The organism is Rhodococcus sp. FH8, assembly GCF_019266085.1.
Lineage (GTDB): Bacteria > Actinomycetota > Actinomycetes > Mycobacteriales > Mycobacteriaceae > Rhodococcus_F > Rhodococcus_F qingshengii.
On record NZ_LPNQ01000076.1, the window covers coordinates 78,352 to 103,164 of the forward strand.

General features: G+C 63.3%; 25 protein-coding genes. 15 read left to right on the forward strand and 10 right to left on the reverse strand.

The features are described from left to right. Window positions 1-2: 2 nt before the first annotated feature. The gene (locus ATN38_RS21335; RefSeq protein ID WP_039972642.1) at window positions 3-1,031 is read left to right on the forward strand and encodes a phosphotransferase family protein; all 1,029 of its coding nucleotides are present in this window, start codon (window positions 3-5) and stop codon (window positions 1,029-1,031) included. On the opposite strand, the gene ATN38_RS21340 is transcribed toward ATN38_RS21335, so the two are convergent. The 3 genes from ATN38_RS21340 to ATN38_RS21350 are packed head-to-tail and all read right to left on the reverse strand — an operon-like array spanning window position 1,028 to window position 3,222. Then, the gene (locus ATN38_RS21340; protein ID WP_007726113.1) at window positions 1,028-1,477 is read right to left on the reverse strand and encodes a thioesterase family protein; all 450 of its coding nucleotides are present in this window, start codon (window positions 1,475-1,477) and stop codon (window positions 1,028-1,030) included. The genes ATN38_RS21335 and ATN38_RS21340 overlap by 4 nt on opposite strands. Next, a complete protein-coding gene (locus tag ATN38_RS21345) occupies window positions 1,474-2,712 on the reverse strand; it encodes a benzoate/H(+) symporter BenE family transporter (RefSeq protein WP_003941402.1) in 1,239 nt (412 codons plus the stop codon). The genes ATN38_RS21340 and ATN38_RS21345 overlap by 4 nt, the downstream gene beginning before the upstream one ends. 36 nt (window positions 2,713-2,748) lie before the next feature. Next, window positions 2,749-3,222, reverse strand: coding sequence for an Lrp/AsnC family transcriptional regulator (locus ATN38_RS21350; protein WP_003941284.1), 474 nt, complete (start codon window positions 3,220-3,222; stop codon window positions 2,749-2,751). Between the two features lie 102 nt (window positions 3,223-3,324). Here ATN38_RS21350 and ATN38_RS21355 point away from each other — a divergent pair, with 102 nt between their 5' ends. Next, on the forward strand, window positions 3,325-3,948 hold the full coding sequence (locus tag ATN38_RS21355; protein ID WP_003941342.1) for a LysE family translocator: 624 nt from the start codon (window positions 3,325-3,327) through the stop codon (window positions 3,946-3,948). Window positions 3,949-3,970: 22 nt separating this feature from the next. Further along, the gene (locus tag ATN38_RS21360; protein ID WP_007726115.1) at window positions 3,971-4,807 is read left to right on the forward strand and encodes a sulfurtransferase; all 837 of its coding nucleotides are present in this window, start codon (window positions 3,971-3,973) and stop codon (window positions 4,805-4,807) included. Between the two features lies 1 nt (window position 4,808). On the opposite strand, the gene ATN38_RS21365 is transcribed toward ATN38_RS21360, so the two are convergent. Together ATN38_RS21365 and ATN38_RS21370 are read right to left on the reverse strand one after the other, a co-directional pair. Next, window positions 4,809-5,270, reverse strand: coding sequence for a DUF6328 family protein (locus ATN38_RS21365; RefSeq protein ID WP_003941357.1), 462 nt, complete (start codon window positions 5,268-5,270; stop codon window positions 4,809-4,811). A 13-nt stretch (window positions 5,271-5,283) separates the two neighbouring features. Then, complete coding sequence (locus ATN38_RS21370) at window positions 5,284-6,102, reverse strand: shikimate 5-dehydrogenase (protein ID WP_007726117.1); 819 nt, start codon at window positions 6,100-6,102, stop codon at window positions 5,284-5,286. A gap of 127 nt (window positions 6,103-6,229) precedes the next feature. Here ATN38_RS21370 and ATN38_RS21375 point away from each other — a divergent pair, with 127 nt between their 5' ends. Continuing rightward, on the forward strand, window positions 6,230-7,804 hold the full coding sequence (locus ATN38_RS21375) for a molybdopterin-dependent oxidoreductase (RefSeq protein WP_020908339.1): 1,575 nt from the start codon (window positions 6,230-6,232) through the stop codon (window positions 7,802-7,804). Here ATN38_RS21375 and ATN38_RS21380 read toward each other — a convergent pair. After that, window positions 7,791-8,426, reverse strand: a complete 636-nt coding sequence (locus ATN38_RS21380; protein WP_218748602.1) for a TetR/AcrR family transcriptional regulator C-terminal domain-containing protein — start codon at window positions 8,424-8,426, stop codon at window positions 7,791-7,793. The two genes, ATN38_RS21375 and ATN38_RS21380, sit on opposite strands and share 14 nt — an antisense overlap. A 158-nt stretch (window positions 8,427-8,584) precedes the next feature. On the opposite strand from ATN38_RS21380, the gene ATN38_RS21385 reads away from it, so the two are divergent. After that, the gene (locus ATN38_RS21385) at window positions 8,585-9,817 is read left to right on the forward strand and encodes an amidohydrolase family protein (RefSeq protein ID WP_007726122.1); all 1,233 of its coding nucleotides are present in this window, start codon (window positions 8,585-8,587) and stop codon (window positions 9,815-9,817) included. 1 nt (window position 9,818) lies between these two features. Here ATN38_RS21385 and ATN38_RS21390 read toward each other — a convergent pair whose 3' ends face one another. Next, window positions 9,819-10,520 carry an HNH endonuclease family protein gene (locus ATN38_RS21390; RefSeq protein ID WP_007726123.1) on the reverse strand — a complete coding sequence of 234 codons (702 nt, stop codon included), beginning with the start codon at window positions 10,518-10,520 and terminating at the stop codon, window positions 9,819-9,821. An 80-nt stretch (window positions 10,521-10,600) separates the two neighbouring features. Then, window positions 10,601-11,521, reverse strand: a complete 921-nt coding sequence (locus ATN38_RS21395; protein WP_054827462.1) for an NADP-dependent oxidoreductase — start codon at window positions 11,519-11,521, stop codon at window positions 10,601-10,603. Between the two features lie 63 nt (window positions 11,522-11,584). Between ATN38_RS21395 and ATN38_RS21400 the strand changes: the two genes are divergently transcribed. From ATN38_RS21400 to ATN38_RS21410, 3 genes are all read left to right on the forward strand, one after another. Further along, window positions 11,585-14,401 (forward strand): DEAD/DEAH box helicase, encoded by a 2,817-nt coding sequence (locus ATN38_RS21400; protein ID WP_218748603.1) that lies wholly within the window; start codon window positions 11,585-11,587, stop codon window positions 14,399-14,401. Beyond that, a complete protein-coding gene (locus tag ATN38_RS21405) occupies window positions 14,398-15,171 on the forward strand; it encodes an SWIM zinc finger family protein (protein ID WP_007726128.1) in 774 nt (257 codons plus the stop codon). Before ATN38_RS21400 ends, ATN38_RS21405 begins: the two co-directional genes overlap by 4 nt. A 149-nt stretch (window positions 15,172-15,320) precedes the next feature. Further along, entirely contained in the window at window positions 15,321-16,070 is a 750-nt protein-coding gene (locus ATN38_RS21410) for a GntR family transcriptional regulator (RefSeq protein ID WP_007726130.1), read from the forward strand. Between the two features lie 54 nt (window positions 16,071-16,124). On the opposite strand, the gene ATN38_RS21415 is transcribed toward ATN38_RS21410, so the two are convergent. Together ATN38_RS21415 and ATN38_RS21420 are read right to left on the reverse strand one after the other, a co-directional pair. Continuing rightward, window positions 16,125-16,583, reverse strand: a complete 459-nt coding sequence (locus ATN38_RS21415; RefSeq protein ID WP_218748605.1) for a glucose PTS transporter subunit IIA — start codon at window positions 16,581-16,583, stop codon at window positions 16,125-16,127. Further along, window positions 16,580-16,810, reverse strand: a complete 231-nt coding sequence (locus ATN38_RS21420; protein ID WP_003941324.1) for a glucose PTS transporter subunit EIIB — start codon at window positions 16,808-16,810, stop codon at window positions 16,580-16,582. The genes ATN38_RS21415 and ATN38_RS21420 overlap by 4 nt, the downstream gene beginning before the upstream one ends. A 327-nt stretch (window positions 16,811-17,137) precedes the next feature. On the opposite strand from ATN38_RS21420, the gene ATN38_RS21425 reads away from it, so the two are divergent. From ATN38_RS21425 to ATN38_RS21455, 7 genes are all read left to right on the forward strand, one after another. Next, window positions 17,138-18,481, forward strand: coding sequence for a PTS transporter subunit EIIC (locus ATN38_RS21425; protein ID WP_003941307.1), 1,344 nt, complete (start codon window positions 17,138-17,140; stop codon window positions 18,479-18,481). A gap of 2 nt (window positions 18,482-18,483) precedes the next feature. Then, entirely contained in the window at window positions 18,484-18,753 is a 270-nt protein-coding gene (locus tag ATN38_RS21430) for an HPr family phosphocarrier protein (RefSeq protein WP_003941322.1), read from the forward strand. After that, window positions 18,753-20,426, forward strand: a complete 1,674-nt coding sequence (gene ptsP, locus ATN38_RS21435) for a phosphoenolpyruvate--protein phosphotransferase (RefSeq protein ID WP_083059485.1) — start codon at window positions 18,753-18,755, stop codon at window positions 20,424-20,426. The genes ATN38_RS21430 and ptsP overlap by 1 nt, the downstream gene beginning before the upstream one ends. After that, window positions 20,423-21,664, forward strand: coding sequence for an N-acetylglucosamine-6-phosphate deacetylase (locus ATN38_RS21440; RefSeq protein ID WP_218748607.1), 1,242 nt, complete (start codon window positions 20,423-20,425; stop codon window positions 21,662-21,664). Before ptsP ends, ATN38_RS21440 begins: the two co-directional genes overlap by 4 nt. Continuing rightward, window positions 21,652-22,431 carry a glucosamine-6-phosphate deaminase gene (gene nagB / locus ATN38_RS21445; RefSeq protein WP_021334281.1) on the forward strand — a complete coding sequence of 260 codons (780 nt, stop codon included), beginning with the start codon at window positions 21,652-21,654 and terminating at the stop codon, window positions 22,429-22,431. Before ATN38_RS21440 ends, nagB begins: the two co-directional genes overlap by 13 nt. Before the next feature lies 1 nt (window position 22,432). After that, window positions 22,433-23,155: a copper homeostasis protein CutC gene (locus ATN38_RS21450; protein ID WP_218748609.1), complete on the forward strand. Its 723-nt coding sequence runs from the start codon at window positions 22,433-22,435 to the stop codon at window positions 23,153-23,155. 129 nt (window positions 23,156-23,284) lie between these two features. Beyond that, entirely contained in the window at window positions 23,285-24,802 is a 1,518-nt protein-coding gene (locus ATN38_RS21455; protein ID WP_003941275.1) for a CoA-acylating methylmalonate-semialdehyde dehydrogenase, read from the forward strand. The last annotated feature ends 11 nt before the right edge of the window (window positions 24,803-24,813 follow it).

The window sequence follows — 24,813 nt, forward strand, 5'->3', positions numbered from 1 at the left end:
CGGTGACTGCAGTCGGTTTGAACGAAGAAGCTGTTTCCGCGTGGATCGCCGAACTGGGGGTCGGCGCCACGACACCACTGACTTTCGAGAGGATCGGTAACGGGCAATCGAACCTGACCTACTCCGTGACGGATGCGGGCGGAGGACGGTGGGTACTGCGCAGACCTCCACTCGGCACGTTGTTGGCTTCCGCGCACGACGTCGTTCGCGAGCACCGCATCCTGTCCTCGCTCCAGGGAACCAAAGTGCCGGTTCCGAAGATCCTCGGCATCACGGAAGATACGGAGATCACGGACGCTCCGCTGGTCCTCATGAGCTACATCGACGGCGTTGTGATCGACGGCGTTCCGGTGGCTCAGAAGTTGACCGAGGACGAGCGTCGCGCGGTCGGCTTGGCGATGCCCAAAACCCTCGCCAGCATCCACGGAGTTGACCTGGAAGAGACCGGGCTGGACGACCTGGCCAGCCGCAAGCCCTTTGCCGAGCGTCAGCTCAAGCGGTGGTCGGCGCAGTGGGAGAAGTCGAAGACCCGCGATGTTCCGGATGTCGACCGATTGGCCGAGATTCTGCACCGAAACATTCCGGAACAGAACGAAGTGACGTTGGTTCACGGCGACTTCCACCTCAACAACGTCATCACCGATCCGGCCGAGGGGCGCATCGTTGCCGTCGTCGACTGGGAGCTGTGCACGTTGGGGGAGCCGCTCGCGGACCTCGGTGCGCTACTCGCGTACTGGCCGGAAGCCGGTGACAAGGTTGCCGGTCCGTTCATGGCGTCCACGCTGGAAGGCTTCCCGAACCGTGACGAGCTGGTCGCTGCCTACGTCGAGGCGACTGGCCGCGACGTGTCAGCGGTCGGATACTGGCACGTACTCGCTCTGTGGAAGCTCTCGATCATCGCGGAGGGCGTGCTGCGACGCATCCTCGACGATCCGCGCAACAAGGCCGAGCACGGCGGCCCGACCGTCGCGCTGATCGACGGAATCGTTGCACGCGCCGTCTTGACGGCAGATCAGCTCGGCCTGAGCTAGTTTTCGGTCAAGGTCCCGGCTGCCGATCTGATGGCCGCCGGGATCTCCACCGGCTTACGGGTGTCGGCGTCGACGTAGACGTGGACAAAGCGGCCGGTCGCGGCAGGTTCCCAATGGCCGCTTTCGACCTCGTGGAATATCGCCAGCGCGTAGACGATGCTCTTGGTGCCGAGCTTCTCGACGGAGATACCCACCTGCAACTGCTCGGGGAACGACAGCTCGCTCAGGTACCGGCACGACGTCTCGGCGACGACGCCGATGGCAGGCAGGGTGCGGATGTCGGTTCCAGTGGAAGACATCAGCCAGGCGTTGACCGCGGTGTCGAAGTACGAGTAGTAGGTCACGTTGTTGACGTGGCCGTAGTGATCGTTGTCGTCCCACCGCGTCGGGACGGGCCAGAGAACGGGAAACTCGCTGATCGACGGGGGCGTCTGCGCTGTGCTCACGGCTTCGACTGTAGTGAGGACTTTCGCGAGAGTGAGGGCAGGGTGGTGCCCTGTAGGACTGCACGCACGATCAGCCCCACCAACAGTGCCCAGAATGCCGAACCGATTCCCAGGATACTGACCCCGGATGCGGCGATCAGAAACGTGACCACGGCGCCTTCACGTTCACTCGCCTCGCTCAGCGCCGACGTGAGGGCGCCGGCAAGCGTTGCCAGGAGCGCCAGTCCGGCAACAGTTTCCACGACTCCGGCCGGTGCGGCGGCTACCAGAGCGGCCACCGCGGCCGCGCCGGCAGCGAGAACGAGATACGCCCAGCCTGCGGTGAAGGCAGCGATCCATCGACGTTTGGGATCCGGATGTGCGGTGGGGGCGGCGGCCAGGGCTGCGCTGATCGCCGCGAGGTTGATCGCATGGCCACCGGCCGGTGCGCCGACGATGGTGCCGATACCCGTCACGATCATCGACGGTCGCCAGGGAACGGTGTATCCGAACGAATTCATCACGGCCACACCGGGAATGTTCTGCGAAGCCATCGTGACGATGTAGAGGGGAATCGCAATGCCGATCATTGCCTGCCAGGTCCACGACGGCGCGGTGAGATCGATGCGGGGAATCATGGCGCCGGCGTCGAGCACTCGATCCGACGTGACGAGGCTGATCCCGATCACGACCGCTGCTGTGAGAAACGCGAGCGGAACCGCCCATCGCTTGGAGAAGCGCTGCGCGGCAAGCCAAACCAGGATGACGGGCGCGACCGCTGCCGGTGCGTCCCGGACGGCGATGATCGGCGCCAGGCACAACGGCATCAGAACCCCGGCGAGCATCGCTTGCGCGAGGGGCGTCGGGATTGCCGAGATGATCCTTCCGAGCGTCGGCCACAGTCCGGTCAGCACGATCGCGATTCCGACGACGATGAATGCTCCGACCGCGGCCGGCCACCCACCCTCGACCGCTCCGGCGCCGGCGAGCAGAGCGGCACCGGGCGTCGACCAGGCCAGGGTGATCGGCATCCGATACCGGCGTGAGAGCCAGAGCATTCCCAACGCTTGGGTCACACACAGAACCAGCAGTCCGGACGCCGCCTCGGTCGCATCCGCACCGACAGCGGCGAGGCCGGTGAGCACCACCGCGAACGAACTGGTGAAGCCGACGAGGGCCGTGACGATGCCTGCGCTCATCGGTTGCGAGTTGCTGCGAACGGCTTCCGGTTCGGTGGTATCTGTGGAGTCCGACATGGTCAGTGATTCTGCCCGACCCGCCCCAGACCCGATTTACCTGTCCGGTCGGATGGGTGAGGTGACCGCTTTGCCGTAGATGAGGTGCGTTTGGGCGTGCCAGACCTCGGGATGTGCGGCGAGGTGGTCGATCAATACCCGTTGTAGATGAGCGCTGTCACGGACCGCGACGTGGAGGAAGAAGTCCTCGGGCCCCGAGACGTTGAAGAGCGCAAGCGTTTCCGGCAGCGCTAGCGCGTCGGCGGTGAACCGGTCGACGAGGTCGCGGCGGTGTGGTCGCAATTGAACGGCGATGATCGCCTGCATCGACCGGCCAACGGCTGCCGGATCGACAACCGCATGGATGCCGCTGATCGTGCCGTTGGCGCGTAGGCGTCGTACGCGCTCGTGGCACGAGGACGTCGCCAAACCGACTCGATCGGCCAACACCTTGTTGGTGATCGACGCGTCGTTCTGCAATTCGGCCAAAATCTTCCAGTCCACCGGATCCAGAGGCTCATTCTTCGTCATCTGCCGAACTATATCCGGAGTCGTTTTGAACTTCCCGGATCCAGTTGCACACTCCTGGCATGAACATGTGTCTCGAATCAGCTCGGGTGTGAGGTATTTCGGATGAGTGTCGGTCAATGGCTCGCTTTCGGCTCCCTGCTATCCATCGTCCTGTTCACGCCGGGACCGGATTTTGTCCTGATCCTGCGTCATTCTCTAGCAGATCGTCGGACCGGCGCGGTGGTGGCCGCCGGTGTGATTTCCGGGCTCTTCGTTCACACCGCTGCCGCGTCACTGGGTCTCTCCGCACTTGTGGCGACACGGCCACAGTTGCTCTCCGCGCTCACCTACGCCGGGGCGGCATATCTGACCTGGCTCGGCATCTCCGCGATTCGAAGTGCTTTCAAAGCCCGCGCCTCGGACGAGGGAATTCCGGCAGCGAAAGAACCGATCGCGGTCACCACGGCATTTCGCTACGGCTTCCTCTCGAACCTGCTGAACCCGAAGGCGTTGTTGTTCTTTCTCGGGCTACTCCCGCAATTCATCGAGCCGGGTGAAGGCGCAGGGCTGCGGACGTTGATGTTGGCGGGCGCGACGGTGGTCGCCGCGGCACTGTGGTGGGCGATCGTGGTGGTGTTGGCGGCCGGAGCCGGCAAGAAGCTGCGTCGCCCTGGCGTCGGGAAGCGAATCGACGTGGTGACGGGAGTGTTGTTGGTGGGCCTCGGTGCCTTCTTCGGGGTTGCATGAGTGGTCGTGTCAGGATGGGCTCATGACACTTCCCGTGCTGATCGACGTCGAAGAACTGTCCGCTCTCATCGAGGCCGGCGCTGCGCCGCGATTGCTCGATGTCCGATGGGCGCTGGGTGATTCGAACGGCGAGCAGCATTTTCGCGACGGCCATATTCCCGGTGCGGTATTCGTGAACCTCGACGAGGAACTTGCCTCGCCGCCGTCGCCGGACGAGGGGAGGCATCCGCTGCCGAGTCTCGAAGACCTGCAGGCCGCTGCGCGTCGTTGGGGAATCGACGACGGTGATTCGGTGGTGCTCTACGACGCCACCGGCAACACGGCCGCGGCCCGTGGTTGGTGGCTGCTGCGGTGGGCCGGGCTCTCGGACGTCCGACTGCTCGACGGCGGGCTGCAGGCCTGGGAGTCCGCAGGACTGCCGTTGGCGGCCGGTATCGGCGAGTCCGTCAGCCCGGGCAACGTGACTTTCACCGGCGGCAACATGCCGACTGTCGACATCGACGGTGTCGGCAGCTGGACGAGCGAGGGCGGTGTCCTTCTCGACGCCCGAGCCGGGGAGCGGTACCGCGGCGAGGTCGAGCCGATGGATCCCGTCGCAGGGCACATCCCCGGTGCGGTGAACGCGCCGACCGCCGAGAACATCACCGGCGACGGGCGATTCCTGGATACGACCCACCTGCGTGAGCGATTCGCCGGACTGGGCGTCGGAGACAAGGTGGCGGTGTACTGCGGATCCGGAGTGACTGCAGCGCACGAGATCGCGGCGCTCGCGATCGCCGGCTACGACGCGACGCTGTTCCCGGGCTCGTGGTCACAGTGGTCCAACGACAGCACTCGCGCCGTCGACACCGGAGCCTGAGTCAGCTCTTGGTGCGATCGATGAATGACGGCACGAGAAACCACAGCGCCGTGAACATGATCGCGGCGCACGCTGCCAAAACCTTTGCGGCAACTCCGCCGACGGCGACCTCGGCGATCAACAGGACCGTGCCGGTCATGGAGGCGGCCAGAAAGGCTATGCCGCACAGGGCGAATCGGTTGGCCACGGGCAATATGTTCTCGCGGTGCCCACGGCGGAAAAGCATGCGATGCCAGACCGCGGGTGCCATCAGGAACCCGAACGAGATGGCAACAAGGATCACTGTCACCAAGTGGATGCCGCGGATGTACGCCGACGCTTCCTCGTAGCGTTCGGTGAATGCCACGGCCAGCAGGAAGGCAAACAGGATCTGCACACCAGAGAGCGCGACGCGCAGCTCTTGCAACAACTCGTTGAAGTTCCGCGCGAGTTGTTGAGGTGGAGTCTCCCCGGTCTCGTTCACGGCGACGTGGTTCCTACGCCCGTGAGTATTCCGACGCTCGCTGGATCTGCTCCGCGCTCGGGCGCACACCGGTGTAGAGAACGAACTGCTCGGCGGCCTGAAGGGCAATGACCGACGCTCCTGTGATCGCCGTTTTGCCGAGTTCGGTCGCCAACGCGATCAGTGGCGTCTTCGAAGGCATCGCGACGACGTCGAAGACGACATCGGCTGCGCGCACTGCGTGCTCGGGGAACGACAGTGCATCTGCTTCTGCGCCACCGGACATACCGATCGGGGTGGCGTTGATCAGCACACCGGGACGAAGCTCACCGAGTTCGGCCTGCCAGTCGAAGCCGTACTGCTTCGCAAGCGATGACCCCACTTGCTGGTTGCGGGCGATCACGGTGACGTCGGTGAATCCGGTGTCGCGCACCGCGGCGACGACTGCTTTTGCCATGCCACCGCTGCCGGCGACAGCGACGGACAGGCTCGTGTCGACGTTGTTGTCACGCAGTAGATCGGCCACCGCCTGATAGTCGGTGTTGTAGGCGTGCAGCACTCCGGACTCGTTGACGATCGTGTTGACGGAGTCGATGGCGCTGGCCGAATCATGCATGACGTCGATGTGCTCGATGACCTGTTCCTTGAACGGCATCGACACCCCGCAGCCTCGAATCCCGAGTGCTCGGATGCCGCCGATCGCGGCTGGCACGTCTTCGGTGGTGAAGGCTTTGTAGACGAAGTTCAGGCCCAATTCCTCGTAGAGGTAATTGTGAAATCTGGTGCCGATGTTGCTCGGTCGCCCGGAGAGCGACATGCACAGGAGCGTGTCCTTGTTGAGGTCGACGGTCATCGTTCCCACTCTAATCGCGAGTTCGGAGTAGTTCTTGATGGAGGAGTGCACCCATCCGGATGGCCCGCAGCGCCGAATGTCGGGTATCCGATCGAAGCACCACTCGCACCGACAGAGCCGAGACGACATGGTCACACAGAACATCGACGAGCACCCGAGCACCGAATCTCGTCCACCGCGTCGTAGATGGGCTGCTCACGCGATCTCCGGGGTCTTGGCCGCGGCTGTCGTCCTGGGCGTCGGTGAACTGGTGGCGCTGCCGATCAACCCGGACGCGTCGCCCTTCTACGCGGTAGGTGCGACTACCGTCGACCGAACGCCGGCGTGGGCTCGCGAGTTCGCGATCGACACTTTCGGTACCAATGACAAGCCGGCGCTGTTCATCGGAATGTCGATCTTGATCGTTCTGCTCGGTGCGGTGGCCGGGCTCCTGGAACGGCGACGCCGCCCGATCGGCAGTGTCATCCTTGTTCTTCTGGGCGCGGTTGGTGTGTATGCGGCGATGCAGCGCCCGACTGCCGACGCGATGTACGTGTTCCCGACACTGGTCGGTGTGGTGGCGGGCGTCGCAACCTTGCGGTTGCTGATCACACAACTCGAAGTGCCGCTCTCGCCGGGCGTCGCCGACTCGTGGTTGCCTCGTCGTCAGTTCCTCCTGCTTGCGGGTGCGGCGTTGGCAGTGGCTGCGGCAGCGGGTGCGGCCGGGAAGTTCGTGGGGCAGAGAATCGCCGGAGCAGTAGCGAATCGTGAAGATTTTGTCGTGCCCACCGCCGCTGACCCGGCGCCGCCGATTCCGGCGGGTGCGGACATCGCGATTGCGGGTGCGTCGACGTACATCACGCCCAACGACGACTTCTACCGAATCGACACTGCACTCCTCGTTCCGCAATTGACAACGGATTCGTGGGAACTGCGGATTCACGGAATGGTGGACCGCGAGATGACGTTGTCGTTCGACGATCTGGTGGCGCGAACGCCCATCGAGCGAGTCATCACGCTGACGTGTGTCTCGAACGAGGTGGGCGGCGTTCTGGCCGGGAACGCGAAGTGGATCGGTTATCCCATGAAGGACCTGCTCGACGAAGTCGGTGTCCATCCCGACGCCGACATGCTCCTCTCGACCAGCGTCGACGGCTTCACAGTCGGCACCCCGGTCGAGATAGTCACCGACGGCCGTGACGCGATTCTCGCCGTGGCGATGAACGGTGAGCCGTTGCCGTTCGAGCACGGCTATCCCGTTCGGCAGGTCGTTCCCGGTCTGTACGGTTTCGTCTCCGCCACCAAGTGGGTGACGGAGTGGGAACTCACGCGTTTCGACAAGGTCGAGGCCTATTGGACCCAGCGCGGTTGGGGTGCGCAGGCACCGATCAAGACGTCCTCGCGTATCGAGGTGCCGGCAGCTCTGGCTCCCATCGAGCCGGGCCAGGTGCTGGTGGCGGGAACGGCCTGGGCGCAGCATCGCGGGATCGAGAAGGTCGAGGTTCGCGTCGACAACGGTGAATGGCAACCGGCGACACTGGCGCAGGAGTACTCGATCGACACCTGGCGTCAATGGTCGTGGATGTGGGATGCAGGCTCGGGTTTGCACACGGTGCAGGTCAGAGCGACGGATCTGGACGGGAACGTTCAGGTGGAAGAGCGCACTCCGCCGATTCCCGGTGGCGCCACGGGATGGCACACCAGGTCGTTCACCGTGAAGTGACGTCGGAATCCGAATGAGGTTCGGTATACAGACGAACAACGCGCTGAGCCATCCATCCGGCGATCAGGGTTCGCAGGCCGAAGTCGAACGTGTCGTCGGTTCGCAGTGGGGTCGTAGCCTCGCGCGTGATCTCGCTCGGGTTGGAGGATTGGGTCCATGCGACATCCGGCGTGGAGAGTTTCACGACTGATCCGAGAACCAGACTGTCCAGCGTGGAGATTGCGTGACGAGTGTCGGCCGAATCGAAACCTCCGTCCGAAAATGCCTGAACCAGTGCAGTATCGATATCAAAAGTTACCTCGGTGCGGACGCTGCGGGTCATGAGTAGCGGGATGAGGCGCCAGTGCTCGACCGCAGCTCGGCGATAGGCCCACCCCCACGCGCTGATCCGTTCGCTCCACCCTGCCGGTGGGTGGGGGACAGAGATCAACGACATCACGCGGATGCGCATGAGTTCGACGATCTCGGATCGACCCGAAATATGTGTGTAGAGCGAAGACGGAGTCACGTTCAATTGCTTGGCGATCCCGGGCATGGTGAAGTCGCCGGTCGCGTCGACAGCATCCAGAGCCGCGTCGGTGATGTTTCGCGTGGACAGTATCGGCTGGGTGGGACGCGGCATCGATTCTCCTGGTGAGGGATTCGTCAGCAATCTCGGACTTCATCGAGTGATGACAACTCCTTGATTTCGGGAGCCGGTATGCATCATACTAACCGAACCCTATTCGGTATGTCGGCGGAATCTTCCGGCGATCGGTACACGTCGGAGGAACATTCAATATGTCTGTCGTATGGCTGACCGGTGCAACGATCATCGACGGGACGGGCGCCGACCCGATCGAGAACTGCGCTGTTGCTGTGGAAAACGGGCGCATCAGTGCACTCGGTGGCACGCCACCCACGGGGGCGGAGGTGCTGGACTGCGCTGGGCTGACAATCACGCCCGGCCTCATCGACGCACACGTTCATCTCGGTGGATCGAGCGATCTCGCACCGAGCCTGCGGCGTCAGATCTCGGTAGCCGAGCTCGCTGCAGACATGTTCGCGACCTGCGCATCGACCCTCGACGGGGGATTCACCACTGTTCGTGACTGCGGCGGAATCGACGGTGGACTCGCCGGAGTTGTCGCCTCGGGCAAGATTCCGGGTCCGCGGATCATTCAGTGCGGCCCGATCCAGTGCCAGACCGGTGGACACGGACACCTGGCGGCCGAATGGGAGCCGACTTCGGACTGGTCCGATCATGACATCCCCGGATTACGGTGTATGTCTCTGCTTTCCGACGGTCCGCACGAAATGCGAAAGAACGTTCGCGAGACGTTCCGCAGGGGTGCGGACTTCCTCAAACTGTGTGTCACAGGGGGAGTGGTATCCACTCATGACAAGCTCACCGATACCCAGTTCACGGTCGACGAGATCGAAGTTGCCGTCGAGGAAGCCAATGCGCGCGGTACCTATGTCACGGTGCATGCCCACAACAACGAGGGAATCCGAAACGCTGTCACTGCCGGCGCGAAATGCGTCGAGCACGGCTCAGGTATCGACGACGAGACTGCCAAGTTGATGGCCGAGCACGACGTCGCGTTGGTGCCGACGTTGGCTGTGGTGCAGGCACTCTCGGACAGCGCGGCGTCAGCAGGTCTACCCGAATCGATTTCGGCTCGGATCGGCCAGATGATGCAGGGTCAGATCGACGGGCTTCTTGCTGCTCGAAATGCCGGCGTCAGAGTGGGATTGGGATCGGACCTCATCGGTACCGATCAAACGGGCCGGGGAATGGAGCTAGTCCTGCGCGCCAAGGTCGAAACCCCGATGGACGCATTGGTTTCCGCTACCCGGATCAACGCCGACATTCTCGGTATCGCCGACGAGGTCGGCACCATCGAAGTCGGCAAGTTCGCCGACCTCGTTGCCTTCCGCGGCAATCCGTTGACGGATCCCTCGATCTTTGCCGATCGTGAGCGGATCGCACTCGTCATCCAGAGTGGGCGAGTGGTGAAGGACGGCCGGTAGCTCAACAGCGAGTGGCGAGGTCCGTCAGGGCCGAATGATCAGCTCGGCTGACTGGTAAGCCATAGGAAATCGCGACGGTCAAGTACTTGCCGGCGTAAAAGCATCGGTACGCAGGATCGGGCGGCAACCACTCACTGGGCGTGCTGTCGCCTTTCGACTGGTTGTCGGGGCCGTTGACGGCCAACAGGTTCAGAGACATGTCGTTCGCGAACCTCATCCGAAGCGCGGGCGTCCAGGAGTTCGCGCCGAAGTCCCAGGCGGCGGCGAGTGGGAAGACGTGGTCGATCTGGACGGACTTGGCCTGGCTGCGTTCGAATTCGATGCGATCACCGGAGTACGGGTCGGTCATCGCGCCCGACAGTACGACGCAGTCACGTGTTCCCGGTTTGAACACCACGTCCGAGAGATCTTGGGCCAGAACGTTGTTGCGGGTATCGCACCCGTCGTGGCCACCTGGAGCGTCCTGGTCGTCGGACCAAGCGGGGCCGAAGACGCAAGCCTCGCCGTTACCGCAGCCGCGCTCGTATCCACCCGGATGTGGGCGGTTGTCGACAATCGCGGTCCGGGACAGCAGCGATTCGAGCTCCGATCGTGTCGGGCTGCCCGGGGCCGACTCGAGACGCTCGTCCCCGAACCGTCCGCAGGACGCGACGAGACATACGAGCACGAGCGTCGACAGGATCGCAGATAACCGTGCAACCACCTGTGCCCCCGCCCGTCGTAGACGGTGATTCAACGCCGTCCGTCGTAGACGGTGATTGAACCATCGGAGGCCGACAGGAATCAGCCGAACTCGATCACTACTTTGCCGGCGGCATGGCCGTCTTCGACTGCAGCGAGCGCTTCCCCAGCGCGGGAGAATGGGTACCGCCCGGACACGGACGGGTCGAGGATCCCGTCGGCCACGAGCGCCGCGACCTCCGTGAATACTGCTGTAGTTCTTCGGCGTTCGACACCACCGCCGCCGAGTCGGCTCGCAGCCAGAGGATCGGCGATGCTCAGGATCGGTGCGTCCGGTCGGGCGAGCTCAGCGCCGCGAGTGAGAGTGTCCCCGCCGACCAGGTCGAAAACCGCGTCCACTCCGACTGGGGACAACGCGGACACGTCGTCTGCGAAGCCGTCCCCCGACGCAACCCAACGTGCTCCCGCTTCCTCGATCGCGGTTCTCTTGGACTCGCTCGCGACACCGATCACGTTGATACTCCGCGCCAGTGCAAGCGCGATCGTGCTGCGACCAACGCCGCCGCCGGCGCCGAGCAGCAGGAGTGTCGCCCCGGGTTTCAGACCGAGATCGTGGAGTGCGTCGTAGGCCGTTCCTGCCGCAACCGTCAGCACTGCGGCATCGGCCCAGGACACGGTAGGCGGCTTGTGTGCTGTCGAGGAGACGTTGAGCAATGTCGACGCGGCGTAGCCGCCGAAGCCGGTCGCGGTAGCGCCGAACACTTCGTCGCCGACCTCGAACTCGGTGACCCGCGGACCTACTCCGATGACAACACCGGACACTTCGCGGCCCAGAACCGCAGGCAGCGTCACCGGGACAGTATCTTTTCGAGTACCCGCGCGAACTTTCCAGTCAGCGGGGTTGACGCCCGCCGCTCGGACCGACACCAGCAGTTGGCCGGCACCGGGCGGGGGCAAGGTGACGTCGAAGTAGGACTGTGTGTCGGGTCCGCCGTACTCGGTGAAGCCGTATGCCGTCGTCATGCCTGCCAGCCTATTGCCCGGTAGGCGGGAAGTGGTGTCGGTGGCACCTGATTGGATGGTCGGATGCTGCATGGACTCTGGTCACCGGGATCGGGGCTCAAACTGTGGGTCGACGGGCACGAGGGTGCCGGGACCGACGATCCCCGTGATCCGGTCAGTGCTGTCCTGCATCGCAAGTTCCGTCATCGTGTGAATGTCGCTATGCCGCCCGTACCTGGCGGGCCTTTGCAGAGTGAGTACGCAGCTGTTGCGTTGGCGCCGCCGGACGCAGTCGATCTCCTGCTGCGGTTCAAGGCCGACGATCAGCGAATTGCGGGAGACCTGCACTTTCTCGTACATGTGGCGCGAGGAATAGACCGGTGGGTGCGCGCCGGCCGGGTGGTCCCCGCACTGACGCGGGCTGAAGGAAGTTGGTGGCCACGCTGGCAGTTGTCGGTGGGGGAACGCCAGCGCGCCTGGATCGGCGAACTGGTCGTGGCGATGCCGCCGGTGCAGCGGGCGGTCGGTTCGCCGAGGGCGACGATCGAAGACATCACGAACGAACTCACGGACCCGATCGTTCGTCGTGCTCTCGGGGACTCACATCCGGTGGTGCAGACCCCGCTGTGGCAGGCCGTGTTGTCCGGGGACGCTTTCGACGACGTGTCGGTACGAGCGGCCGAGGGACTCGCCGAATGGGGGTCGACGTTCACCGCCGGAGAGCCGGACTTGGTTCTGCGGCTGATCGAGCCTGAACTCGACGACAATTCCGATCCCGACGACGATGCGCTGTGGCGTCTGCAAGTGTGTTTGCGTCCTGAAGGTGAAGCGCCCGAACGTGTTCGACTGCACCGGGCAGATCCCAAACGTATCCAGCTCGGCAGCCGCAAGCTCGAAGACGCAATCAAGGCTTACCCACGTTTTCGCGACGTGCCGCGTGACGAGGACAGCCTCGACCTGTTGCTGCCCACACCTGTCGTGATGGACCTGGTCGGACACGGCGCGATTGTCCTGCGAGAGCGAGGGATCACGCTGCTGCTTCCTCGCGCATGGAACGTGGTGTCTCCATCCCTGCGTGTGCGCGTGACCTCGGCGGCATCTCCGATCGTTGCGGAGAATCGTACGGTCGGTATGGACCAATTGCTGGAATACGATTGGGAATTGGCGCTCGGAGACAAGGTACTCACCGCCGAGGAAATGACCCGACTCGTCGATGCGAAGTCCGATCTGGTCCAGTTGCGCGGCGAGTGGGTTCAGGCGGACAAAGACGTCCTGGCCCGCGCGGCTCGTTTTGTCAGTCAGCGGCACTCGAGCGGGGACCGAGCGATCGTCGATCTGATCAAGGACTTGATCGCCGACGACCTCAAAGACCTGCCGGTCGAGGAAGTGAAAGCAACCGGATGGGCCTCGGCACTGCTCGACCAGTCGGTGGCTCCGCGGCAGGTCGCGGTACCGTCGACGGTCAACGCGACTTTGCGTCCGTATCAACGACGCGGTCTCGACTGGTTGGCGTACATGAGTGCCCTCGGGCTCGGCGCCGTACTGGCCGACGACATGGGTCTGGGTAAGACGCTGCAATTGTTGGCGTTACTTGCCCACGAGAAGTCCAAGACAGCAACCCTTTTGGTGTGTCCGATGTCGGTTGTGGGTAACTGGCAGCGTGAAGCGGCGCGATTTGTGCCGAGCCTGAGCGTCTACGTTCATCACGGTTCGGATCGCGCTACCGGGGCGGAGTTGGAACAGGCAGTTCGTGAGAGTGACCTCGTGATCACCACCTACGCGCTCATGACCCGCGACGTCGCGGCCCTCAAGGATCTCGACTGGCGGCGCGTAGTGCTCGACGAGGCTCAACACATCAAGAACGCCAAGACATCTCAGGCGAGAGCTGCTCGCAGCATCCCCGCGGATCATCGCGTTGCTCTGACCGGAACGCCGGTGGAGAACCGACTGGACGAGCTGCGGTCAATCCTCGATTTTGCCAATCGCGGTGTACTCGGCTCGGAGCAGATGTTCCGCAAAAGGTTTGTCGTACCGATCGAGCGGGAAAAAGATCAGCTTGCCGTCTCGCGACTGCGAGCCGTCACGTCCCCCTTTGTGCTGCGGCGCGTGAAGACCGATCCCGCCGTGATCGCGGATCTCCCGGAGAAGTTGGAGATGACGGTTCGAGCGAATCTCAGCGAAGAGCAGGCCGCGTTGTACCGCGCCGTGGTGGACGAGATGATGGCGCAGATCAAGGGGACGGAAGGGATGAAGCGCAAGGGCGCCGTCCTGTCTGCGCTGACCAAACTCAAACAGGTGTGCAATCATCCCGCGCACTTCCTGCGCGACGGTTCGCCGGTGATGCGCCGCGGGCAACACCGTTCGGGAAAGCTCGGACTGGTCGAAGATATCGTCGAGTCGGTCACGGCCGACGACGAGAAGGTTCTGTTGTTCACACAGTTTCGTGAGTTCGGGGAATTAGTGGTGCCGTACCTGGCCGACCGGTTCACCACCGAGGTTCCGTTTCTCCACGGCGGCGTGTCCAAGGCTGGACGCGACGCGATGGTCGAGGCATTCCAAGGCGCAGACGGTCCGCCCATCATGGTGCTCTCGCTCAAGGCCGGCGGCACCGGCCTGAATCTCACAGCAGCCAACCATGTGGTTCACCTCGACAGATGGTGGAACCCGGCGGTAGAGAACCAGGCGACGGACCGTGTCTTCCGCATCGGTCAGAGAAAGAACGTGCAGGTCCGCAAGATGGTGTGCGTCGGAACTTTGGAAGAGCGAATCGACACGATGATCGCGAGTAAAAGTGAACTCGCCGAACTTGCAGTCGGGACCGGTGAGAACTGGGTGACGGAGATGAGCGTCGAGCAATTGGACGAGTTGTTGCGACTCGGCGACGACGCGGTGGGCGAATGAGTCCGCGCGGTAAGGGCCCCGATTTCAGCGAGTACACCGGGCCTCGGCGGCGGGCACCTGCGCCGGTCAAGCCTCGTCCAGCGTTCGGGAGAACGTTCTGGGGCAAGGCTTTTGTCCGCGTCGTCGAAGAGATCGGCGACAAACCTCGTGTCACGCGTGGACGAACGTATGCGCGTTCGGGTCAGGTTTTGGCACTCGACATCGAACCGGGAGTGGTGACGGCCGAGGTTCAGGGCAGCCAACTTCAACCTTTCGTTTCCACGCTGTCGATCGACACTCTTGATCAATCGGATATCGACGACATCATCACCAAGATCCGCCGGGTGCCGGGAAGCCTTGCCGCGCTGGTGTCCGGCACTGTCCCGGACATGCTTGCTGCCCAACTGATACCGGACGGCCCGTCGGCTTTCCGTTTCGACTGCACCTGCCCCGACGTCGGTTGGCCGTGCAAACACGCTGCGGCCGTGGCGTTCTTGACTGCCGAGCGGATCGACACCGATCCGCTGAGGTTGCTGAGACTTCGCGGGGTCGACCTGGAGCAGTTGATCGGGGGAGTGGAGGACGAGTCGACTGTTCCGGTAGACGTCGAGAATTGGTTCGGAATCGCTGCTGCCCTCCCCGCGCTACCGAAGGTGCAATTTCGACCGGCGATAGACGATCTGGATATCCGCCGTCTGCGTGAGGCGGTGGCGGCACTGGGATTGGACATGGCTCAGCAGAACGTCGCCTTGGACGAAATACGGTCCATCTACCGACGGTTGGACGGTTGAAATCGGACAACTCCGGACTGATGCTAGTTTCCTACCGTGAATTCCAGTATCGTTAATTGGACCGGTCCGGTCGGGACCTGCCCGCGATTTCAGATCGTTATCGTCGGCGAATAGACGACTATTCATTTCTCGGAGGGACAGTCGCTGTGATGCCCGTTCATTTGCGCGACAGCGCAATACCCAAACATGAGCAGTTGCGCACCATTCTCCTGCGCAAGTGCACCCAAGAACTCCAGCCTGGCGACTTGATGACCAGCGAGCGAAACCTGATGCAGGACTACGGCGTCAGTCGGATCACTGTTCGCGAGGCCATCGGCCAGTTGGTCAATGACGGACACCTCGTGCGTGTGCGTGGCAAGGGCACCTTTGTCGCGCACCGCGCTGTCCAATCCAAGCTGCACCTTGCATCCTTCACCGAGGAAATGCGCGCCCAGGGGCATCACCCCACGACGGTGGTCCTGGTCAGCGAACAGGGGCCGGTCCCCGAAAATACTGCTGCCGCACTGAATATGCGACCGGGTTCCGACGGTTACCACGTCAAGCGCTTGCGCCTTGCCGACGGCGAGCCGGTGAGCGTGGACGACGGCTGGTTCAATCCCGAACTGTTGCCGGGTTTACTCGACATGGACTTGACGGGTTCGATCTATCGGGCAACCGCCGACAAGTACGACAAGCCGATCGATCGGGCAGAGCAGACAGTCAGTGCAGATGGTGCCAGTACGGAGATCGCGACTCTCCTGGGCACTCGTAAGGGCGCTCCGGTTCTGTACTTCGATCGAGTGTCGTTCAGCGAGATCGCACCGGTCGAGCACACTCGCAGTTGGTACCGATCCGACCGCTACCAGTTGCAGATGGAAGTCCAGGGCCAAGCGCGGCCCAAAACGCGCGGCGACCAATAGTCATCGTTCGAAGCGAAAGGGCGAGCACACCTTCCGGTGTGCTCGCCCTTTGCGTTACGCCGACCAGTCGAACAGAGTGTCGCCAGTGGCGACGTCCCCACCGACGGAAGGGGATTCGACGGTGTCCGGTTTGGAATCCATCACGACTACCGGGCAGATCGCCGAGTAGCCGGTCGTGTCGATGTGCGCTGGATCAAAGCTGACGACGGGATCACCGGCATTGACGGTGTCACCCTCGGCGGCGATGAGGGTGAATCCGTCGCCTTCGAGCTTGACCGTGTCGATGCCGATATGGACCAGCACGCCGGCGGCTTTCTCGCCGAAGATCACAAACGCGTGGGGGTGAAGTTTCAGGATCTTTCCGCTGATCGGCGCCACGACCGTGAGCGGGCCCTGACCGCGAGCGGGTTCGATCGCGACGCCCGAGCCGACCATCTGCTGAGCGAACACCGGGTCCGGTACGTCAGCGAGTGCGACGACCCGACCGGGGAGCGGGGCGAGGACGACCGTCACAGGATGTCCTCGATGTCCTCGGCAAGGGTGTCGGCCTCGGGCCCGACGATGACCTGGACAACCGTTCCGGCCTTGAGTACGCCGTGTGCGCCGGCAGCCTTGAGAGCGGACTCGTTCACCTTCGCTCCGTCCTTGACCTCGGTACGCAGGCGGGTGATGCAAGCCTCGATCTCGACGATGTTCTCTGCGCCGCCGAGGCCCTTGATGATTGCTTCCGCTTTCGACATTTGCTGCTCCTGATTGTCGGGTTGGTCGTGATCGTTGAACGGTCGTACAGGTGGGCTGACTAGTTGCTGGTCAAGGCTATCCCGGTTACGTATGTCACATTTGGGTGTTGACAACTCGCCTCCACCAGGTAAAACTACAACTGGTTATGACCGGACAGTACCCGTTGGAAGTCCGGCTCCACAACAGTTTCGACAAAACGGTTTAGGCCTCACTTCCGAGCAAGAACCGTGACCTGCATTTTCACGAAACCTGCACGTGTACGACACCCGAATTTCCAGAACCAGCGGCCGATCGCGACGCGGCCCGGCGAACGAAGAAGGTCCTTGATGACTCTCGAAGACACCCCGAAGAAGGAATCGAAAGTGTTCGCCGGGGTTCAACGCCTCGGCCGAAGCTTGATGCTTCCGATCGCCGTTCTGCCGGCTGCGGGAATCTTGCTCCGCCTCGGCCAGGACGACCTGCTCGGGCGATTCAGTTCGATGCACAGTGCTGCTGCAGTGATCTCTGCGGCAGGACAAGCAGTCTTCACGTGGCTGCCGCTGATCTTCGCCGTCGGTATCGCGATCGGCTGGGCCAAGAAGGCCGACGGATCGACTGCCTTGGCAGCCGTCGTCGGCTACATGGTGATCGACGGCGTGTTCAAGGCGATGTCGCCGATCGTCCTCGAAGGGAAGACGGACCCGAACGGGGATCAATCCCTGATCAACTACGGTGTGCTCGCCGGTATCGTGATGGGCTTGCTGTCGGCGATCCTGTGGCAGCGGTTCTATCGAACGAAGCTTCCCGATTATCTCGGGTTCTTCAACGGGCGCAGGCTCGTTCCCATCCTGACAGCGATCACCGGTCTTGTGGTCGGTGTCCTGATGGCATTCGTGTACCCCTTGTTCAACTCCGGCCTCAACTGGGTCGGTGAAGCAGTTGCTTCCAATACCGTTGTGGGCGGCGGCATTTACGGCGCAGCGAACCGCCTCCTGATCCCCACGGGCCTGCACCACATCTTGAACTCCGCCGTGTGGTTCCTGATCGGCGACTACCAGGACGCGAGCGGTCAGATCGTTCGCGGTGACCTCAACCGGTTCTTCGCCGGCGACCCCTCCGCCGGTACGTTCATGACCGGCTTCTTCCCGATCATGATGTTCGCCCTCCCCGCTGCAGCCTTCGCAATCTGGCGCAACGCCAAGCCTTCGCAGAAGAAGCTCGTCGGCGGCATCATGCTCTCCACCGGCCTGACCGCATTCCTCACCGGTATCACCGAGCCGCTCGAATTCTCCTTCATGTTCGTCGCGTGGCCCCTGTACGTCATCCACTCGCTCCTGACCGGAACGTCGATGGCCTTGGTCAATGCGCTCGGGATTCACGACGGATTCACGTTCTCCGCAGGCTTCTTCGACTACGTGTTGAACTTCGGCAAGGCAACCAACGCATGGATGTTGATCCCGATCGGACTCGGCTACGCCGTGATCTACTACTTCCTTTTCAGCTTCGTCATCAAGAAGTGGAATCTGCGCACGCCAGGACGAGAAGAAGAGGTCGAGGTGGCCGCAGGTGAGCCCGACCCAGCGCTGCTCGAGGCCGAACTGGCACTGGCTGCCGAAGGTGACAGCCGCACCGACGCCCCGCTCGTCGCCGAACTGGAAAACAAGCTCGACAAGGAACTGGAAGGACGCTGAACATGGCGATCGCAACCACGACAATCGGATCCCGCGTCGGACTCCACGCACGACCCGCAGCGCTCTTCGCGCGCGCCGCAGCCGATCTACCGGTAGACGTCACCATCGCGCTCGGCGACGGCGAACCCGTCGATGCCTCCAGCATGTTGTCTGTCATGACTCTCGGTGCAGCATTCGGGGATTCGGTGACCTTGCGTGCTGACGGTGACGGCGCCGACGCTGCGGTCGGTTCGCTCGCAGAGCTTCTCGCATCCGAACTGGACGAAGCCTGATGACGGCGAGTGTGGACAACCGCATCGCGGGTATCGGAGTGAGCGCGGGTTCGGTCTGCGCGCCGTGGTTGCGATTCTCCACGCCTGAGCCGACCTCGGCGGCGGACCCGATCACGGGCAGTCCCGAGGCGGAGCTGATCAGGATCCGTGAGGCACTGGACGCCGTCGCGGAGGAACTGCTCTCGCGTGCAAAGACAGTCGAGGGCGTCTCCGCGGAGATCCTGACGACGTCGGCTGCGATGGCGCGCGACGCGGGCATCGTGAAGGCGGCCAAGGCGAACCTGGAATCGGGGCTGCCGACCGCACACGCCGTCGCAGTTGCCTTCGACGCCTTCTGTGAAAAGCTCACGGCGCTCGGCGGGTACATGGCCGAACGGGCAACCGATCTGCGCGACCTCGGGCAGCGAGCCGTGGCCGTTCTTCGAGGGGAGCCGATGCCCGGAATCCCCACTCCCGGTTACCCGTACATACTGGTGGCGCGCGACCTCGCTCCGGCGGATACAGCGACGCTGGGCACCAGTGACGTGGTCGGATTGTTGACTGCCGAAGGAGGTCCGACCAGCCATACGGCTATCTTGGCGAAGTCGCTCGGAATCCCGGCCGTGGTCAACTGTTCGGGAACCGATCTGCTGGCGGAGGGGAAACTTCTCATCCTCGACGGCACCACCGGGACGGTCACCATCGATCCCTCGGCAGAAACGCGCGAGCGCGCTGTCCTCGAAGCATCGTTCGTGGCAGAGCAGTCGGCTTCGGCACAGGGGCCAGGACGCACGCGTGACGGGTTCGCGGTGAGGTTGTCGGCCAACATCGGAACCCTCGAGGACGCCGCGCGGGCCGGAGCGGCGGATTGCGAGGGCGTCGGACTGTTCCGTACCGAATTCTCGTATCTCGGGCGTCACGACGCACCGTCGGTGGAGGAGCAAGCACAGACGTACGCGTCGGTGCTCGGGCACTTCGCCGGACAGAAGGTGGTGGTCCGCACTCTCGATTCGGGTTCGGACAAGCCGTTGCCGTTTCTCGATCTCGGGGTCGAGGAGAATCCGGCCCTTGGTATCCGCGGGCTCCGTGTCGGCACGGTTTATCCCGACACACTCATCAGCCAGCTCGACGCCCTCGCGGCGGCAGGCAATGCGACGGGCGCCGATCTGTGGGTCATGGCGCCGATGGTAGCTACGGCCGACGAGGCGAAAGACTTTGCAGAACTTGCGCGTTCGCGGGGGATCGGCAAGGTCGGAGCAATGATCGAGGTTCCAGCTGCAGCGTTGCGGGCGAAGGATATCCTCGAGCACCTCGATTTTGTCAGTATCGGTACCAATGATCTGAGCCAGTACACCTGCGCCGTGGATCGTATGGCCGGAGGCCTGGCGCAACTGCTCGATCCGTGGCAGCCGGCGGTCCTCGATCTGATCGCGATGGTCGGTCAGGCGGGCGCCGATGCCGGAAAACCAGTTGGTGTGTGCGGAGAATCCGCGTCGGACCCGCTGTTGGCTCCGGTTCTGGTCGGTTTGGGCGTGACGAGTCTGTCGATGTCGGTCCCGGCATTGGGCGCAGTTCGCGCGCAACTGGCCTCTCTCGATCTGGCGGTGTGCAAGGACATGGCCGCGGCGGCGCGGGGCGCGCGAAACCCGATCGAGGGTAGAGCGGCCGTCGCGCGGATTCGCGAGTCGGCATGAGTACATCAGGCTCGGCTACTGTCGGCGATCCGATCGTATTGCGGGGAACTGTGATCGGATCTCCGGCCGGGAAGATTCACGACGGAGTCGTCGTCGTGGACGGCGAAAAGATCAGTTGGGTCGGCTCGGCTGCGGACTATGTGGCGTCCACACCCGTCGTCGTCATTCCGGAACGCACCGACGCGGTGATCATGCCCGGCTTGATCGATGTCCACAGCCACGGCGCCGCGGGTGCTGGTTTCCCGAACACCGACGCCGATGGAGCGAGCCGCGCGGCGGCGCATCATTGTGAGCACGGCACGACCGGAATGCTGGCCAGCCTGGTCTCCGCACCGCGCGCAGATCTGGTGCGACAAGCAACGATGCTCGCCGATCTGGTCGAACGCGGAGAACTTCTGGGTATCCACCTCGAGGGGCCGTTCATCAACGGCGTCCGCTGCGGTGCCCAGGATCCGGCAGCGATCATTCCCGGTGATCCGGATCTGCTCGAAGCCGTGTGTGACGCTGCGCGGGGGACCGTGCGGTCCATGACCTTGGCGCCCGAGACCGAGAATTTCGAAGAGTTGCTCGCGATCATGCGTCATCGCAACATCGTGCCGAGTTTCGGTCACACCGATGCCGACGCGGCAACGACGTCGGCGCGCATCGATGCTGCGGTGCACGGGGATTGGGCCGGACAGATCAGCGCGACCCACCTCTTCAACGGGATGCCGCCCCTGCACCATCGATCTCCGGGTCCCGTCGCGGCGTGCCTGGCGGCTGCCGCGAGAGGCGAGATGGTGGTGGAACTGATCGCAGACGGTGTGCATCTTGCGCCCGAGACCGTGTCGATGGTCTTCGACGCTGTCGGACCGGACCAGATCGCCTTGGTCAGTGATTCGATGGCCGCGGCGGGAATGGACGACGGCGACTACCAACTCGGTGCGCTCGACGTCACGGTTGCCGACGGTGTAGCAAGACTCGCGACCGCCGACGGCAGTTCCGGTGCCATCGCCGGAGGGACTGCAAGATTGCTCGACGTGCTTCGCAGCACTGTCTTCGACGGCGGCGTCGCGCTGGAAGATGCTGTCGCAGCGGCAACTCGGAGCCCAGCGCGTCTGCTGGGACTTGGCGACCTGATCGGATCGCTGGCCGTGGGCTGCCGAGCCGACATCGTGGTCACCGATCGTCACTTGCGCCTGGGGCGTGTACTACTCGGCGGAAAAGCCGCCGGAAAGGAAAAATCATGGAAATCGTAATTCAGCCGACACCCGCGGAGGTCGACTCGACCGTCGCGGACATCGTCGAAGGCTACGTCAGAGCCGGGGCGACGACGCTCGGGCTTGCAACGGGGTCGTCGCCGATCGGAACCTATCGTGAACTGGCAGCGAGGCATCGCGATGCCGAACTCGACTTCTCGCTGGCTCGGGCGTTTCTGCTCGACGAGTACCTGGGATTGCCGAAACGCCATCCGCAGTCGTACTACTCGGTGATTCGGTCGGAATTCGTCGATCACGTCAATCTGGATCCGGCGATGGTGTCGAGTCCCAACGGTGAAGCGCCGTGCCCGGAGAAAGAGATCGCGCGATACGACCAGAGCATCGCGGCGGCCGGGGGAGTGGACGTGCAGTTGCTCGGCATCGGCACCGACGGTCACATCGGCTTCAACGAGCCAGGGTCGTCGTTGACCTCGAGAACTCGCGTGAAGACGCTGACCGAGCAGACCCGGATCGACAACGCACGGTTCTTCGACGGGGTGGACGACGTCCCACACCATGTGCTCACCCAGGGTCTCGGAACCATCAGCGATGCAAGGCATCTGGTGATGATCGCGACCGGAGAAGGTAAGGCCGATGCGATCGCCGCTGCCGTCGAAGGTCCGTTGTCTGCGTTCTGCCCGGCTTCGGTGATGCAATTGCATCGCCATGTCACCGTCGTCATCGACGAAGCTGCGGCCAGTTCACTCAAACTTGCCGACTACTACCGGTATGCGCTCGAACACAAGCCGTCGTGGCAGTCCTTCTGACATGACGGTTCTGGAGCTGGCTGTACAGGACGTGCGGGGGGCGAGGATCGCGCGTTCGGTGGGAGCGACTCGAGTCGAGTTGTGTGCGGCACTCGGCCCGACGGGGGGATTGACGCCCAGCATCGGAGTGATCGAGGCTGCGACGGAGGTGGGGATCGCGGTACACCCGCTGATCCGTCCGCGTGCCGGAGGTTTTGTGTTCTCACCCGACGAAGTGTGGGTGATGGAGCACGACGTACATGCTGCTGTGGCCGGTGGAGCGTCCGGCATCGTGATCGGCGCTCTGACAGAAGATTATTCGATCGACACCGTCGTGCTGCGCCGCATCATCGGATGCGTGGACCGTGCGCGGGTCGAGGTGACAGTACATCGTGCGATGGACGTGGTGACCGACCGTCTGACCGCGCTGGACGAACTGATCGACCTGGGCGTGACCCGCGTGCTGACGTCCGGGGGTGCGGATACCTGCAGTGAGGGACTCGACGAGATCGGTCGAATGGTCGAACATGCCGCGGGCCGGATCCAGATCATGGCCGGTGGCGGAATAACCGTCGACGACATCCCGGCAATCGCCGCCGTCGGCGTCGATGCGGTGCATCTCTCGGCGCGCAAGGTTGTCGCAGTTTCCGGCGGACCTGGTGGGGGATCGGACGGATACGACGTCACCGATGCAGTAGTCGTGCAGGAAGCGGCAGCCGCGCTCCGCGCTGTGCGCCTTTATTAACCCCCCGCGGTTAATAAAGGCGCACAGCCCTTGGGCTCTAGACATACATGGACATCCAACTATAGGATGGTAGACATATTCACAGCTGCCTCCTGGGCGGTCCATACGAGCAAGGAACGGGTTAGCACAATGGTTGAAAATGCGACGGTTCACGAGTTGACGCACTTCGTCGGTGGTAAGCGTGTTCCCGGGACATCTGATCGATTTGCGGACGTGTTCGATCCCAACACCGGCAAGGTGCAGGCCCGCGTCCCCCTCGCGAGCAAGGCCGAGACCGAAGCCATCATCGCCAATGCCGAAGAGGCGCAGCAGGTGTGGGCAGCGTTCAACCCGCAGAAGCGTGCCCGCGTGCTGATGAAGTTCCTGCAGCTCGCTCAGGCCGAGATGGATTCTCTGGCCCGCCTCCTCTCGTCCGAGCACGGCAAGACCGTCGCCGACGCCAAGGGTGACATCCAGCGTGGCCTCGAGGTCATCGAGTTCGCCGTCGGCGCTCCGCACCTGCTCAAGGGTGAATTCACCGAGAGTGCCGGCACCGGCATCGACGTGTACTCCATGCGTCAGCCGCTCGGCGTCGTTGCCGGCATCACGCCCTTCAACTTCCCCGCGATGATCCCGCTGTGGAAGGCCGGCCCCGCCCTCGCCGCCGGTAACGCCTTCATCCTCAAGCCCTCCGAGCGCGACCCCTCCGTGCCGCTGCGCCTGGCCGAGTTGTTCCTCGAAGCGGGACTGCCCGCGGGTGTGTTCAACGTGGTCAACGGTGACAAGGAAGTTGTCGACGTTCTGCTCACCGACGATCGCATCAAGGCCGTCGGCTTCGTCGGCTCCACGCCGATCGCTCAGTACATCTACGAGACGGCCGCAGCTCACGGCAAGCGCGCACAGTGCTTCGGTGGCGCCAAGAACCACGCGATCGTCATGCCGGACGCCGACCTCGACGAGGTTGCCGACGCCCTGATCGGCGCGGGCTACGGCAGCGCCGGCGAGCGTTGCATGGCCATCTCGGTTGCCGTTCCCGTCGGCGAGGAGACCGCGGACGCTCTTGTCGCGAAGCTGAAGGAGCGCGTCGCGAAGCTCAAGATCGGTCGCAGTGACGACGAAGGCGTCGATTTCGGACCGCTCGTTTGCCAGGATGCCCTCGACCGCGTCAACAACTACGTGCAGATCGGCATCGACGAGGGCGCAACGGCAGTCGTCGACGGCCGCGGCTTCACCCTCGAAGGCCACGAAGGTGGATTCTTCGCCGGCGCAACCCTGTTCGACAACGTCACCTCGGACATGCGCATCTACAAGGAAGAGATCTTCGGACCCGTCCTTCAGGTGGTCCGCGCTGCCGATTACGAAGAGGCACTGCGTCTTCCGACCGAACACGAGTACGGCAACGGCGTCTCCATCTTCACCCGCGACGGCGACACCGCGCGTGACTTCACCGCTCGCGTCAACGTCGGCATGGTCGGCGTGAACGTGCCGATCCCGGTCCCGATCGCGTACCACACCTTCGGTGGCTGGAAGCGCTCCGGATTCGGTGACCTGAACCAGCACGGTCCCGACTCCTTCCGCTTCTACACCAAGACCAAGACCGTGACGCAGCGCTGGCCTTCCGGCAAGAAGGAAGAGACCAACCACTTCGTCATCCCCACGATGAACTGATCGGAACACTT